The sequence below is a fragment of the Aromatoleum evansii genome, assembly GCF_045689615.1.
GTDB lineage: Bacteria > Pseudomonadota > Gammaproteobacteria > Burkholderiales > Rhodocyclaceae > Aromatoleum > Aromatoleum evansii.
Genome location: NZ_CP141259.1, coordinates 462,267 through 476,168 on the forward strand (window position 1 = coordinate 462,267; position 13,902 = coordinate 476,168).

Genomic DNA, 13,902 nt, shown 5'->3' on the forward strand with positions numbered 1-13,902 from the left:
GTGGGAGCAAGCATGTGGGAGCGGCTTCAGCCGCGAATTGGCCGTGCAGCCAGCGACACCGCCTCTTCGCGGCTGAAGCCGCTCCCACAAGGGAAAACGCCGCCGAATCGCGGCTGAGGCCGCTGCGGCCTGACCGTTACCGCAGCGCGCGGTCGAGCACCTCGGCGAAGGCCTCCGCCTTCATGAAGCCGACGACGCGCAGGCCGGCGCGTTCCTTGCCGGCACGGTCGAAGAAGATCGTGCCCGGCGGGCCGAACAGGTTGAAGCGCTTGAGCAGGGCCTTGTCGTCGTCGTTGTTGGCGGTGACGTCGGCCTTCAGCAGCAGCATGCGGCCCATGCGCGCGGCGACGTTCGGATCGGTGAAGGTGAAGCGCTCCATCTCCTTGCACGACACGCACCAGTCGGCATAGAAGTCGAGCATCACCGGACGGTCGGCGGCGGCGAGGCGGGCGTCGAGTTCGGCGATCGAGGCGACCTTCTCGAAGCGCGGCAGTTCGGCCGCGTTTGCGGTCGTGGCCTGCGCGCGCAGCACCGCGAGCGGCTGCAGCGGGTCGCGCGAGCCCGCCAGTGCGCCGATCAGCATCGCCGCGCCGCCGATCAGCAGCACGACGCCGACGCCCTTCCAGAAGCGCTGCCAACCCTTGGCGTGCGGCGGCAGCGGGTCGATCGCATGCAGGAAGATGCCGGAGAACATCAGCAATGCGGCCCACGCGAGCATGGGCAGCAGCGGCGGCACGACCGGCGTGAGCAGCCACACGGCGACGGCCAGCAGCATCACGCCGAAGGCCTTCTTGACGCCTTCCATCCATGCGCCGGCTCTCGGCAGCACCGTGCGCGCGGCGACGCCGACGGCGAGGAGCGGGGCGCCCATGCCAAGCGCCATCGCGAACAGGGCGGCGCCGCCGAGCGCGGCGTTGCCCGTCTGTGCGATGTAGAGCAGCGCGCCGGCAAGCGGGGCGGCGACGCAGGGGCCGACGATGAGCGCCGACAACACCCCCATCACCGCGACGCCGCCGAGGCTGCCGCCCTGCTGGTGGCTGGCGGTGGACGACAGGCGGCTCTGCAGCGCCGTCGGCAACTGCAGCTCGTAGAAGCCGAACATCGACAGCGACAACAGCACGAACACCAGCGCGAAGGCGCCCAGCACCCAGGCGTTCTGCAGCGCAGCGGCCAGCATCGTGCCCGAGAGCCCTGCGGCGACGCCGGCGGCGGCATAGGTAATGGCCATGCCCAGCACGTACACCAGCGACAGCACGAAGGCGCGTCCGCGCGAGATGTGGTGGCCGTGGCCGACGATGATGCCCGACAGGATGGGGATCATCGGAAACATGCAGGGGGTGAAGGCGAGCAGCAGTCCGAAGCCGAAGAAGCTCAGCAGCACCAGCGGGCCGCTGGCGTCGCGCAGCAGGCCGGCGATGCGTCCGCTCTCGTCGTCGGATACGCCGCTGCCACCGCTCGCGGCGGTGGCCTGCGCGGGCTTGTCGTCGCGTCCGAGCAGGCCGTCGAGGAAGTTGCCGCCGGTCTTCACCGGCTTGGCGAGCAGATCGATGTCCGCGGTCTGCTCGTTGGGCGGGTAGCAGATGCCGCCATCCCAGCAGCCCTGCACGCTGCCGAGCAGGCGGAACTTCGTCGTGCCTTCCGGCGCGCTGACCGGCAGCAGGATCTTCACTTCCTTGCGGTAGGTCTCGACCTGGCCGAAGAAGTCGTCCTTCGTGACCTTGCCCGCGGGGCGCTGCGGCGTGCCGAAGGTGACGGTGTCGGGATCGGCGCGGAAGCGGAACTTGTCGGCGTAGAGGTAGTAGTCGCCTGCGATCTTGACGGTGACCTCGACCGTCTGCGGGTCGAGCGCCTGTGCGGAGAGCACGAAGGCTTCCTCCGGGCGCATCGGCGTCCCGGTGACGGTGGCGGCGGCGTTGGCGGGAGCGGAGAGCGCGAGCAGGCTCGCGAGCAGGGCAATCAGGGACAGGATGCGGTGCATGGGGGCGTCGGCGTTGCGCGGTGGCGCGGTTGTAGGGCGCAATTGTAGGTTGGTTGGGGAGAGCGGCCTTCGATGTGGATCAAGACTTGTGTCGTGCGCGCTCAGGACGCGGTCGAGCCTGCATCGTCGTCGTTGTCGGGCAATGGCGCAGTCTCCGCGGCGACCCAGTCGAGGTAGCCGGGCAGGCCTCGCATGACAGGGACCGCGATGATTTCCGGAAGTTCGTAGGGATGGTTCTCGCGGATCGCCGCCTCGAGTTCCGCGTAGCGCACGGGTGTGGTCTTGATCAGGAGGGGGACTTCGGCCGCGGTCTCGGTCTTGTCCTGCCAGCGATACACCGAGCGGCAGGGCGCGAGGATGTTCACGCAGGCCGCCAGGCGGCGCTCGACCAGCAGCGCGGCGAGGGCGTCGGCGCAGGCGGCGTCGGGGCAGTTGGTGAGGACGACGATCGCTTCGGTCATCGCGGGGTTCTCCGCATGGGCAACCGGCGGATTGTCCCAGACTCGGGCGCTTCGCGCATGTGCGGCCGGGTTTTGCCCGAGGCTGCGGCGCGCTATGCTGGGACTTTCATGCGAGTTCCGCGCCGATGACCATCCGCCCCGATCCTGCCGCGCTCGCCCGCTGGCCAGACGTTCCCGCCTGCTACGACTGGTTGTCGCTCGACCGCCGCGGCACGTGGCGGCTGCGCGGCGAGGCGGTCGAGCACGCGGGGCTGGCGGGCTTCCTCAACGCGAACTATGGCCGCGACGAGTCGGGCAACTGGCTCGTGCACAACGGGCCGCAGCGGGTGTACGTGGCGCTGGAATACACCCCCTGGGTGTTGCGCCTGCATCCGGATGGCCGTCTCACGACACATACCGGGGCCGGGGTCGCAGCCGTCGCGCGGGCGTGCCTGGACGAGGAGGGCAATGTGCTGCTGGATACGGATCTCGGCGCCGGCCTGCTCGACGACCGCGACCTCGCGGCCTTCCTGGCCGAATGCCGTCTCGCGGACGGCAGCGTGGCCGACGACGAGGTGCTACTCGCGGTGATGACGGGCGGTTCGGGGGAGGGGGCGCAGGCGAGATCGCAAGTGAGCTGGCGGAACCTGCCGCTGCAGGCCGTCGAACGTGCCGCGGTGGCGGAGCGCTTCGGTTTCCGCGCGCGGCCCGCGCCCTGAACCGGAGTCCGGGCGATGGTGTCGGCGAGTTTCCGCTTCTACGAGGAACTCAACGATTTCCTCGTCCCGGCAAACCGCTACCGCGACGTCACGGTGCCGTGCGCGCGTGCCGCGACGGTCAAGCACATGATCGAGGCGTTGGGGGTGCCGCACACCGAGGTCGAGCTGGTGCTGGTCAATGGCGAGTCGGTGGGCTTCGACCGACTGCTGGACGAGGGCGACCGCGTGTCGGTCTATCCGCGCTTCGAGACCTTCGACATCACGCCGCTGCTGCGCGTGCGCGAACATCCGCTGCGCGTCATGCGCTTCGTCGCCGACGCCCACCTCGGCGGCCTCGCGCGGTTGCTGCGCATGACGGGCTTCGACACGCTGTACGACAACAACTTCGCCGACGAGGACATCGAGGCGATCGCGGCCCACGACGGGCGCGTCGTGCTCACGCGCGACCGCGAGCTGCTCAAGCGGCGCACGATCACGCATGGCTGCTACGTGCATGCGCTGAAGCCGGAGCTGCAGTTCGCGGAGATCCTCGCGCGCCTGGATCTCGCCCGCAGCGCCCGGCCCTTCACGCTGTGCCTCGCGTGCAACGCGCCGCTGCATGCGATCGACAAGGCGAGCGTGGTGCACCTGCTGCCCGAGGGGGTGCGCGAGCGCCACACGCGTTTCAGCACCTGCGACGTGTGCCGGCGGGTGTTCTGGGAGGGGACGCACTGGGTGAAGATGCAGGCGCTGCTCGGGCGTCTGCTGCCCGAACGCTGAGCGCAGCGGTCGGCACCCCGTGCGTGCGGACGGTGCGGCAATGTCGGTGAGGAAGTTCGCGCCGCGGTGGAATATCCCGGTTTCGCGAACGGTTTACTTCGATATAGAGTTGCATCTACCTGCGGTGTGCCGGCCCGTAACGGTGCCGGATCGCGGCGTGCAAGGGGGCATGCCTTGCGTCGGGCCGCGGGGAAGCAAAGGAGGGTGAAGCCCATGCTCATGACAGACCTCCCTGCCGGCGTCGATACCTTGGTGCGCTACGGCGAGCTTCTTTCCGGGCTCGATATTGGAATCCTGTCGCATTCGTCCGACGGTATCGTCGAGTACGCTAACGACGCCGCACGCGACTGGCTCGGCGTCGGGGGCTTGTCCGAACTGGGGCTGGACAACACATGGTCCCTGCTTGATGCCGACGGCGAGCACCTCGCGCTGTCGCAGCTTCCGGCAGTGCAGGCATTGTGCGCGGGCGAGCCGGTCACCGGGCGCGTTGTCGGGCGCCTGCGGGGGGGCGAGTTGCACCTGCTGCGCATGGATGCGATCCCCGTCCCGGGCTTCGATGGCCGTCTCGAGCGTGTCGTGACGGCGTTCCGGGATGTCAGGGCCGGGTGGCGGGCACCGGGGAAGGGAGGCGCTGGCGCGAGCTGCGGTGAATAGCTGCCTGCGGTTCAGCGCCTGGCCGGCCGCGCGAGCGGAACGAGCACGTCCTGGGCCGTGTAGCGCGCCATGAACACCTGCTCGGGACCGAGCGCGTCGTGGCGCGCGGGTGTGAACGGCCGCCCGTAGTGGCGCACCAGGCCCGCATAGGCGGGCAGCTTTTCCAGCGCATCGCGCACCTTGGCGCGGTCCGTCGAACCCGCGCGCACGATCGCCTGGGCCAGCAAGTGGGTGAGGTCGTAGGCGTGGGCGACCCCCACCGGCGCGCGCACCTTTTCGGCGCCCGCGATGCCGTAGCGGGCTTTCAGCGCCGCGAGCACGCGCCTCGCAGCAGGCGTGTCCTGGCCGATGAAGCTGAAAGTCTGGACAACCGCGAAATCGACTGCATCGAGCGCCGGGCCCGCCAACTCGGCGAATGCTCCCCCGGTGACGCCCCAGTGGCTGACGATCGGCAGCCGCTCGGCGGGCGCTTGCGCGGCCACCTCGCGCACCAGCAGGGCGCCTTCGGTCTCGTTGGCGACAAGGATGATCGCCTGGGCGCCGGCCGCGCGCAGGCTGCGGTACTGTTCCAGCAGCGACTGGTCGCCCCAGTTGTACCAGTGTTCGCCGATGATGCTGACCCCGGCCGAAGTCGCCGCGGTGACAAGGGCGTTGCGGTTGCTGCGTCCCCAGCCGGTGTTGGGCAGGAGGATGCCGACGCGGCTCGCGCCGCGTTCCTTGCGCGCGAAGTTCAGCATCGCCGGTGCCGCCCATGCGTCCTTCAGCGACAGGCGGAAGCTGTAACTGGGGCGATAGGTATTCTCGGTGATGGGATCGGCGGAACCCCAGGGGTCGAGCAACAGCACGCCGAGTTCGTGCGCGACCGGCAGCCATTCGAGAAACACGGGACTGAACTTGCCGCCGAAGACGCCCACGAGCTCGGGCATGGCAGCGAGTTCGCGCAGGTTTTCGACGCCGACGGCGGGCAGCGCGCGGTTGTCGCGCGTCACCAGTGCGAGTTTGCGCCCGCCCAGCACGCCTCCTGCAGCGTTGATTTCCTCGATCGCGATCTCGATGCCCTGCTGGATGGCCTGTGCCGAGGTGCTGGTCTTGTGGCCGAACTCGGCGTCGAGGCCGATCAGCACGGGGGATTGTCCGGCCGCAGGGAGGGAAACGAGGCTGGCGAGCAGTGCGACCGCTGCGAGCAGTGTGGCCAGGTTCTTGGAAAACATCGGGACGGGAGCCAGTGCGCAGGTGCGACCGTGGTCGAAGGTGCGGCCATTGTCTCCGTCCGGCAAGCGTTCTGGCAACCCGATCAGGGTAAGCGCACCCGGCACGGCGGCCCCCGGGCGGCGCGGGACGAGGGGCTGCGCCGCGGGGTCAGGTCTATCCCGGCAGGGCCAGGATGCTCGACTTGCGGAACTCGTCGCTGGGGAACACGCGGCCGGTCAGCATGGTGTCGAAGATGTGGTCGAAGACCACGCCCGGTTCGCCCTTCCTCTCGCCGGAGCGGAAGTAGGAGTGGCCCTTGGGCGGGTCGTAGCGGGTGTTCACGTCGTCGCAGTCGATCGCATAGACGTTCTTCGGCGTGCGGTCCATGTCCTCGGGCCCGGTGTGGCCGAGGCGGCGCGAGGCTTCCGCGTTACGCAGGTTGGAGACCTTGCTCGCGCGCAGCGCGAGGTCGTCCGAGGCGTAATACACGACGACGTTGCGCGACGCGTGGCAGATCAGTTCGCCCGGTTCGCCGCGGTGCAGCGACTCGTTGACGACATCGGCGGCGACCAGGAAGGTGTTGCGGAACAGCAGCGGCAGGCCCTGCGGCTGGTCGTAGCGGCGCCAGTTGGCGAGCGTCTGGCGCAGCACGCGGTTGCCCATCGAGTGCGCCAGCACGTTGATGCGCTTGAGGCAGGGGTCGTCCTCGGGGTTGTATTCGGTCGAGGCGCGCCATTCCATGAACTTCTGGAACATGCGCGCGAGGGCGAAGGCGCTCTGGTCGGCGGCCTTCTGGTCGTCCCAGTAATCCTTGACGATGCCGAGGTCGTTGTCGCACGGCCAGATCACCGGCACGACCAGCACTTCGCCGGCCTTCTTCTTGTTGCACAGGCTCTGGAATTCCTCGACGTTCTTGAACACCGTCTCGGGCAGGTTCGAGAAGCCGTGGATGTAGAGCAGCACCTGGCGATGCTTCGACTCCTTGATCGCGCTGAGCAGGGCCTTGCTGCCGATCTCCTCGTAGCTGTCCTTCTTCTTGCGCCGGCAGCAGTAGAAGGCGCGGCTGGAGGCGTTGTTGCCGAGGTCGAAGACGAAGTTCGGGTTGAGCTCGGGCTCGGTGTTGTGGGTCGGCATTCTGCTGGTGATGAACAGCATGGCATGTCCTCCGCGTCGGGATGGCGTGCCGGTGCGGGCGTCACCCTTCAGGCATGCTGCGGAGCCTCGCCCGGCATGCATTGATGGTAGGCGAGGATCATGCGAAAGCAAGCCGGCGCGGCCGTCCCCCGCGTGCGCCGTGGCGCAGGGGGAGGCTCGTCGCGGGTCAGCGTGCTGCGGACGGCAGGGCCTCGCGGCTGACCATCACTTCGGTCGCGACGAGATAGTAGACGACGCCCTTGGGGTCGATCGTGCGGATCAGGATCGGGAGGCCGAAGTGGTCGGTCGCGAGCCACACGTCGGTCATCTCGCGTGCGCTGCCGTAGCGTGCGCGGACGTGGCGGGCACGCCAGCCCTGCCCGAAGGGCAGATGTACGGTCTCCTCGCCGATCGTCTCGAGCTGGAAGCTGCGCAGCGCGCCACCTGCGGTGACGGGCAGCGAGCCGCCGGCCGCGGCGCCGGGGTAGCCGAGCTGGTAGAGCAGCGACAGGCTGTCCTGCGCGTTGTCGGGCAGGCTGTCCGTGGTGCCGGCGCTGCGGAATTCGCCGGTCTTGCGGTCGAGCTCGGCGAGGACTTCGCCGGGGCGCCCGTCCTCGCGTTCGGTGAAGCGTTCGGGGCGCAGCCCGGCCTCGGTGATCCGGCCGGTGCTCTCGCGCAGCTTGCGCCCCGGGCGGAACCACGGGATCGCGGCGACGGTGGTCGGCTCGACGAGCTCGGAGATGCGGTAGCTGCCGTCGTCGGCGACTACCCACTGGTGGGTCGCCTTGCCCATGGGGAGTTGCTTCTCGCCCATCAGTGCCAGGTAGGTGATGCGGCCGGCCCGCGGCCAGGCCTGGCCGCCGCTGCCGGCGACCGGCGTGGCTTCGGCCGGCAGCGCCTGCTCGTCGGCCGCGGATGGGGCGGGGGGCGTTGTCTCGACGTCCGCAGCGGCTTCGGGGGCCGCTTCGGCAGGCGGTTCGGGGGCCGGTTCAGGCTCGGGGACGGGCGGCGGTTCGGCGGCGGCGACGGGGTCCGGTGCCGGTTCGGGCTGCGCGACGGGTTGGTCGGTGATGTTCGCCTGCGCCGTCTTCGGCTCCGCCGGGGGGCGCGGTTTCTTCTTCACCGGCGGAGGCGGGGGGGGCGGCGCTTCGCTGACCGCGATCTGCGGTGCAGTGCGCACCAGCGTCACGTCGAGGCGTTGCAGTTCGGGCAGGGGCTGCAGGTCGACCTGCGGGCCGATCAGCACCGCGAGATGCAGCGCGAGCGACAGCGCGATGCCCAGCATCAGCGGGCGTGACAGCATGGGAGAGGAGGCGGGCTTCGGTTCGGTCATGGATGTCTGCCCGCCGCGGATTGATGCCGTGAGCATTGATACGGCGGGCGGGCGCCATTCTAGCGTGAGTTCGCCCGGCGTGCCGGTCAGGATGGGCGGGCAGCGCCGTCCTTCGCGGACTCTGCAGCCGGACGCGTGCCGAAGCATTGCTCGATGCGCTGCTGCAGGCTGCGGCGGTAGAAGTCGACGAACTTGCGGGCGTGCGCGGGCTGGTGCCGGCCCGGTGCGTAGACCGCGTAGAGGCCGCCGCCGGGGGGCGTCCAGGCGGGCAGCAGGCGCACGAGCCGGCCGCTCTCGACGGCCGGCCTGGCGCTGAACTGGTCGAGCGCCGAGATCCCGGCGCCGCCTTCGAGCAGGGCGCGCAGCGCGGCTGCGGAGTCGGCGCGCAGGTGGCCGCGGGTGCGCACGCTGCAGATTTGTCCGTCGGCATGCGTGAAGCTCCAGGTCAGCGGCGTCGGCAACAGCGTCAGCGCGACCCATTCGTGGCGCGCGAGCTCCTCGGGGTGCTGCGGTTGGCCGGCGCGCGCGAGATAGTCCGGGGAGGCGACGATGTACTGCGCGAAGTCGGCGAGCTTGAGGGCGCGCATCGACGAGTCGCGCAGCCAACCCATGCGGAAGCTCACGTCCAGCCCCTCCTCGACGAGATCGACGACCTGGTCGCTGGTGCGCAGTTCGATGTGCAGCTGCGGGTGCTGCGCGGCGAACTCGGAGACGGCGCGGCCGAGGGACTGTACCGCGTGATCGACGGTGCAGCCGATGCGCAGCGTCCCGCTCAACTCCGCGGACGGGCTGCCAAGCTGAACGAGGGCTTCCTCGATGCCGCGCAGCCGCGGCACGCATTCGGCGTACAGGGTGTGGCCGGCCTCGGTGAGGGCGACGCGACGCGTGGTGCGGCTGAGCAGGCTGATGCCGAGCTGCGTCTCGAGGCGGCCGATCTCGATGCTGACCTTGGCCTTGGCGATGCCCAGGCGATCGGCCGCGGCGGTGAAGCCGCCGGCTTCGGCAACGGCGGCGAAGATCTGCAATCCGTTGAGGTCGATGCGGTCGGCGATGCCCATATCTGGCCGTTGTCTTTGAATTGAAAACAGTGAATTCTGAACTGAACTGTTTTTGAAAACAATGCGCAATGTGAAGATGGCGCCGTTGCAGACAGCGACCCATCCACCCCCCATCGCTTGAATCAGGTGACATTCATGAACATCGCTCTCATCGGCGCATCCGGCTATGTCGGTTCGGCCCTGCTGAAGGAAGCCCTCGCGCGCGGCCACCGCGTCACGGCCCTCGTCTCCAATCCCGCGAAGCTGGCGGCGCAACCCGGACTCGAAGCCGTCAAGACCGACGTGCTCGACGGCGCGGCACTCGCATCCCGCCTGCAGGGCCACGACGCCGTCGTGAGCGCCTTCAGCGGCCACGCGCAGGCGGACGTGCGTGGCTACTACGTGCAAGGCATGCGCTCGATCATCGCCGCGGCCAGGCAGGCGCGCGTGCCGCGGCTGCTGGTCGTCGGCGGTGCGGGCAGCCTCGAGGTGGCGCCGGGCGTGCAGCTCGTCGACACGCCCGGGTTCCCGGCGCAGTGGAAGGGCACGGCCGAAGGCGCGCGCGATGCGCTGCAGCTGTTGCGCGCCGAGCCGGAGCTCGCGTGGACGATGCTGAGCCCCGCGGCCCATCTGGAGCCGGGCGAGCGCACCGGGCGCTTCCGCCTGGGCTCCGACCAGCTGCTCGTCGACGCGCAGGGGGTAAGCCGCATCTCGCTCGCGGACTACGCGGTGGCGATGATCGACGAGCTGGAACGCCCCGCGCACGCGCGGCAGCGCTTCTCGGTCGCTTACTGATCGCCTGCGGCACGCACGGGCGGGGCGCCCAGGGTGCGCAACACGCGGTTGTAGCCGCCCTTTGCGGCCAGGCTGGCAGCGCTTTCGCCGTCCTCGTTGAGGACGCGTGCATTGGCGCCCCGCGCGAGCAGCGCGCGTACGTAGTCGTCGTTGCCGACCTGCGCGGCGACCATCAGCGCGGTCCAGCCGTTCTTCGTCGTGGCATTGACGGCGGCGCCGCGCTCCAGCAGAAGGGGCAGCACGTCGTTCCTGCTGCCGGCGGCGCGGATCAATGGCGTCGAGCCGGAATCGCTCCTTGCGTCGAGTTCGGCGCCGGCGTCGAGCAGGCGGCGTGCGATCGCCATTTGTGCGTCGCCATAGCCGCCGGCGGCCGCCATCAGCGCGGTTTCGCCGCGGCCGTTGCGTGCGCCGATCGCGGCGTCCCTGGCGAGCAGGGCGTCGACGACTGCGGCCTGGCCACCCGTTGCGGCAACCATCAGGGCCGATTGCCCGTCGATGCCGCTCCGGTCGGCGCTTGCGGCGTTCACGTCGGCGCCCCTCTCGATCAGGAACAGGGCCAGCTCGGGCGCCGGCTTGTGCAGCGCGAGCAGCAGCGGCGTGGGCTGCCAGTCCGACATCGAGCGCGTGCGTGCTTCGAGTTGTGCCCCCTCGTCGAGCAGGAGCTGCACGAGTTCGAGCTGGTGCTCGAGGTCCTTGCCCTCCTGGCGGCTCGCATAGACCGCGCGGTGCAACGGCAGCCATCCATCCGGCTTGTCGGGGTTGGGGTTCGCGCCGCGCGCGAGCAGCTCGCGTGCGGCGTCGAGTTTGAGCGCGCCGGCGGCGTAGCCCAGGGCCGTGTCGCCGCCGTCTTCCCGGTAATCGACCGCGGCACCCAGGTCGAGCAGGCGCTTCAGCACCGCGAGATCGGTGTCGGCCGCAGCAACCATCGCGCGGTTGATCGCCTCGCGCGAGGGCTGTTGCGCGAGCAGCAGCTCCAGCACCTCGGCGCGGCCGGCGCCGGCGGCCCAGGGAAGGGCACGATTGACGTCCGCGCCGTGCTTCACCAGCAGCTTCACGAGCGCGACATGACCGGCCCGTGCCGCACGCATCAGCGCCGTCACATTGACCGCGTTCGCGTCGACGCTGTCGACCGGCATGCCGGCGCGCAGGTAGAGCGCGACGGCGTCGGCGTCATTCTTTTCGGCGAGCTCGACGAAGGTCGCGGGATCCCAGGCGAGGCCCATCTGGTTGATGCGAACGCGCACCTTGTCGGGCGTGTCGACGACCAGCGGGTAGGCCCACAGGCCGGCGAGGAGTGCAGCGGCGAGCGCGACGGCCGCCTGCAGCGGGCGTTGGCGCAGGATGCGGAACAGCTTGTGGCGCCAGCCCGGCGCGAGGATGCGGATGAGCTCGGCGAGGTCGCGGTCGAAGCTCGCGTTGCGGATCTCGAAGGCGTTGCGCTGCGCGAGCGGTGCGAGCCCCCCGGGCAGATCCTGCGCACGCGGCATCTCGGCGTCTTCCAGCAGTACCGGAATCACGCGCATGCCGCGCCTGAGTGCGCTGACGATCTCGGTGCGGACGAAATCCTTGTCGTCGGCGAGGCGCCAGTGCCCCGCGTCGTCGGTCGCGGTGAGCCACTGCTTGCCGATCAGCACCAGCAGCACGTCGGCTTGTTCGATCTTGCGGCGGATCGCCTCGACGAAATCCTCGCCGGCGGGAATGGCGTCGACGTCGCGGAACACGCGCTCCCGGCCGAACTGTTCGACGAGACGGTCGAAGATGCGGCCGGCGTCGCCGCTGGCGTCGTCCCGTCGGTAGCTGATGAAGATCACCGGACTCGCCATCGCTTCGCCCCCGTCTGTGCACGCGCCTGCACCGGTCGGGGCGGCGGCCCGATGCGACCGGGATCTGCCCGACAGCAGGCAACCTATCCGCCGCTCAACGCGCCGACAATGAGGAGTTCGTCACCGTCGGCGAGTGCGCACGACAGCGCGAGCGCGGGTTCGCGGTTGATGAAAAAGCGCACGTGCGGACGGATCGCGCCGTGTTCGTCGACGACGCGAAAGCGCAGGCCGGGATGGCGGCAGTCGAGCTCGTCGAGCACCTCGCCCAGCGTCGTCCCCTCGGCAGTGAGCTGCGACTGGCCGCCGGTGTAGCTGTAGAGCTGGCCGGGGACGACGACGCGGACGCTCACTGTACGACCCTCCTGTCGCTGCGCTCCACCCTCCCCAAGGGAGGAAGGGCGCCCCCTTCGGGCGGACGGGCGGGGGCGCTCATGGCGCGGGCGCGGCGAACTCGACGGAGAAGATCTCCGGCAGGTGCTCGGCGAGGGGGAGCCAAGTGTCGCCCTCGTCGTGGCTGCCCCACAGTTCGCCGCTGGTGGTGCCGAAATACAGGCCGAGCGGGTGGCCGGCGTCGGCGCAGAAGGCCTGGCGCTTCACCGTCCACCATGCGTGGCCGCGCGGCAGGCCGTTGTCCTGACGCTCCCAGCTCTCGCCGCCGTCGCGGCTGCGATACACCGCCGGCTTGCCGCCGGGCGAGGTGCGCGGCCAATTCTCGGTGCCGTCCATCGGGAACACCCACAGCGTGTCGGGGTCGCGCGGATGGAGCACGATGGGGAAGCCGATGTCGCCGACCTCCGTCGGCATCGCGCGGCCGATGCGCTGCCAGCGGTCGCCGGGACGGTCGAGGCGGTAGATGCCGCAGTGGTTCTGCTGGTACAGGCGGTCCGGCTTGAGCGGATGCAGCGCGACGCGGTGCGGGTCGTGGCCCACGTCGGCATCGGGGTCGGGCAGGAAGTCGGCGGCGATGCCGCGGTTGAGTGCACGCCAGTTCGCCCCGGCGTCGGTGCTCTCGAAGGTGCCGCCCGAGGACAGCGACACGTACAGGTGGCGCGCATCGCGCGGGTCGATGCAGATCGAATGGAGCGGCGGGCCGCCCGGAATCGGGCCGATGACCTCGCGCAGGTTGGGCAGGAGCTCGTGGTTGAAGCCCGGCACTTCCTGCCAGGTGTCGCCGCCATCCTCCGAGCGGAAGAGGCCCGGCGGCACCGTGCCGGCATACCACACGCCCGGCTCGGAGGCGTGGCCCGGGGCGAGCCAGAAGACGATATCCACGCTCGTCGCCTTGGGGTCGGCAGAGGGTGCGAAGGCGGGAGGCTTGCTGGCCTCCTGCCAGTGTTCGCCCAGGTCGGTCGAGCGGAACACCGTCGGGCCGAGATGCCCCGGGCGGGTGCCCAGCAGCAGCGTCCTGTGGTCGCGCGGGTCGAGCACCATGTGGTGCACCGCCGAGCCGAGAAAATGCGGGCCGGTGAGGCGCCACTCGCGCCGCCCGGCGTCGCTGTGCAGGAGGAACGCACCCTTGCGCGTTCCGATCAGCAATACGATCTGGTCCATGCGCTCGCCCTCCTCGGATTTTTCAGGATAGTCGCTGGGGAAGGCGAAACAAGCACGATGGCGTCAGGGGCATCGCGCCTGCCGGCCTCGTGCGTGCGGCGCAAACGAAAAGCCGGCTCGGTGGCCGGCTCCTGTGGGGGCGGGCGGCGCGCGCCCTTACTTGGCGGCCTTCATGTCGGCCTGGCACTTCTTCATGAAGGAGTTCTTCGCCGCGCCGGCGAGCGGCTTGCCATTCTTGTCGAGGGCCTTCGCCGAGCACTCGGTATTCACGGCGTCGGCGTGGCACTTCTTCATGAAGGACGATTTGGCGGCGCCGACGAGCGGCTTGCCGTTCTTGTCGACGGCCTTGGATTCGCACATCGAATCGCCGGCGGGGGCCTGCGCGAAGGCGGTGCCGGCGACGAACAGGCTGGCGAGGACTGCGGTGATCAAGCGGGACATGCGGGTATCTCCTTGTTGTACGGGGTACGTCGCACGGCGCGTATGCG

General features: G+C 69.8%; 14 protein-coding genes. 4 read left to right on the forward strand and 10 right to left on the reverse strand.

All coding sequences use genetic code 11. The features are described 5' to 3' along the window. Positions 1-136 precede the first annotated feature (136 nt). The gene (gene dsbD, locus U5817_RS01920) at positions 137-1,978 is read right to left on the reverse strand and encodes a protein-disulfide reductase DsbD (protein ID WP_407279539.1); all 1,842 of its coding nucleotides are present in this window, start codon (positions 1,976-1,978) and stop codon (positions 137-139) included. Positions 1,979-2,079: 101 nt separating this feature from the next. Continuing rightward, positions 2,080-2,439, reverse strand: a complete 360-nt coding sequence (gene cutA, locus U5817_RS01925) for a divalent-cation tolerance protein CutA (RefSeq protein ID WP_169132364.1) — start codon at positions 2,437-2,439, stop codon at positions 2,080-2,082. A gap of 125 nt (positions 2,440-2,564) precedes the next feature. On the opposite strand from cutA, the gene U5817_RS01930 reads away from it, so the two are divergent. The 3 genes from U5817_RS01930 to U5817_RS01940 all read left to right on the forward strand — a co-directional run bounded on the left by U5817_RS01930 (position 2,565) and on the right by U5817_RS01940 (position 4,550). Then, positions 2,565-3,137, forward strand: a complete 573-nt coding sequence (locus U5817_RS01930; RefSeq protein WP_407279540.1) for a DUF2946 family protein — start codon at positions 2,565-2,567, stop codon at positions 3,135-3,137. A gap of 15 nt (positions 3,138-3,152) precedes the next feature. Next, entirely contained in the window at positions 3,153-3,896 is a 744-nt protein-coding gene (locus tag U5817_RS01935; protein ID WP_407279541.1) for a Mut7-C RNAse domain-containing protein, read from the forward strand. Positions 3,897-4,109: 213 nt separating this feature from the next. Then, positions 4,110-4,550 carry a PAS domain-containing protein gene (locus tag U5817_RS01940; RefSeq protein ID WP_407279542.1) on the forward strand — a complete coding sequence of 147 codons (441 nt, stop codon included), beginning with the start codon at positions 4,110-4,112 and terminating at the stop codon, positions 4,548-4,550. A gap of 11 nt (positions 4,551-4,561) precedes the next feature. Here the strand turns inward: U5817_RS01940 and U5817_RS01945 are convergent, their stop codons facing one another. From U5817_RS01945 to U5817_RS01960, 4 genes are all read right to left on the reverse strand, one after another. After that, a complete protein-coding gene (locus U5817_RS01945) occupies positions 4,562-5,761 on the reverse strand; it encodes an ABC transporter substrate-binding protein (protein ID WP_407279543.1) in 1,200 nt (399 codons plus the stop codon). Between the two features lie 154 nt (positions 5,762-5,915). Next, entirely contained in the window at positions 5,916-6,896 is a 981-nt protein-coding gene (locus tag U5817_RS01950) for an alpha/beta hydrolase (protein WP_407279544.1), read from the reverse strand. A gap of 166 nt (positions 6,897-7,062) precedes the next feature. Then, positions 7,063-8,208 (reverse strand): DUF3108 domain-containing protein, encoded by a 1,146-nt coding sequence (locus U5817_RS01955; protein WP_407279545.1) that lies wholly within the window; start codon positions 8,206-8,208, stop codon positions 7,063-7,065. 86 nt (positions 8,209-8,294) lie between these two features. Beyond that, complete coding sequence (locus tag U5817_RS01960; protein ID WP_169130270.1) at positions 8,295-9,266, reverse strand: LysR family transcriptional regulator; 972 nt, start codon at positions 9,264-9,266, stop codon at positions 8,295-8,297. Positions 9,267-9,401: 135 nt separating this feature from the next. On the opposite strand from U5817_RS01960, the gene U5817_RS01965 reads away from it, so the two are divergent. Beyond that, positions 9,402-10,040, forward strand: a complete 639-nt coding sequence (locus tag U5817_RS01965) for an NAD(P)-dependent oxidoreductase (protein ID WP_169130272.1) — start codon at positions 9,402-9,404, stop codon at positions 10,038-10,040. On the opposite strand, the gene U5817_RS01970 is transcribed toward U5817_RS01965, so the two are convergent. The 4 genes from U5817_RS01970 to U5817_RS01985 all read right to left on the reverse strand — a co-directional run bounded on the left by U5817_RS01970 (position 10,034) and on the right by U5817_RS01985 (position 13,855). Further along, the gene (locus U5817_RS01970) at positions 10,034-11,863 is read right to left on the reverse strand and encodes an ankyrin repeat domain-containing protein (protein ID WP_169130275.1); all 1,830 of its coding nucleotides are present in this window, start codon (positions 11,861-11,863) and stop codon (positions 10,034-10,036) included. The two genes, U5817_RS01965 and U5817_RS01970, sit on opposite strands and share 7 nt — an antisense overlap. Before the next feature lie 83 nt (positions 11,864-11,946). Beyond that, on the reverse strand, positions 11,947-12,213 hold the full coding sequence (locus tag U5817_RS01975; protein ID WP_169130277.1) for a MoaD/ThiS family protein: 267 nt from the start codon (positions 12,211-12,213) through the stop codon (positions 11,947-11,949). 79 nt (positions 12,214-12,292) lie between these two features. Next, entirely contained in the window at positions 12,293-13,414 is a 1,122-nt protein-coding gene (locus U5817_RS01980; RefSeq protein ID WP_169130279.1) for a glycosyl hydrolase, read from the reverse strand. Positions 13,415-13,570: 156 nt separating this feature from the next. After that, positions 13,571-13,855, reverse strand: coding sequence for a hypothetical protein (locus U5817_RS01985; protein WP_169130281.1), 285 nt, complete (start codon positions 13,853-13,855; stop codon positions 13,571-13,573). Between the last annotated feature and the right edge of the window lie 47 nt (positions 13,856-13,902).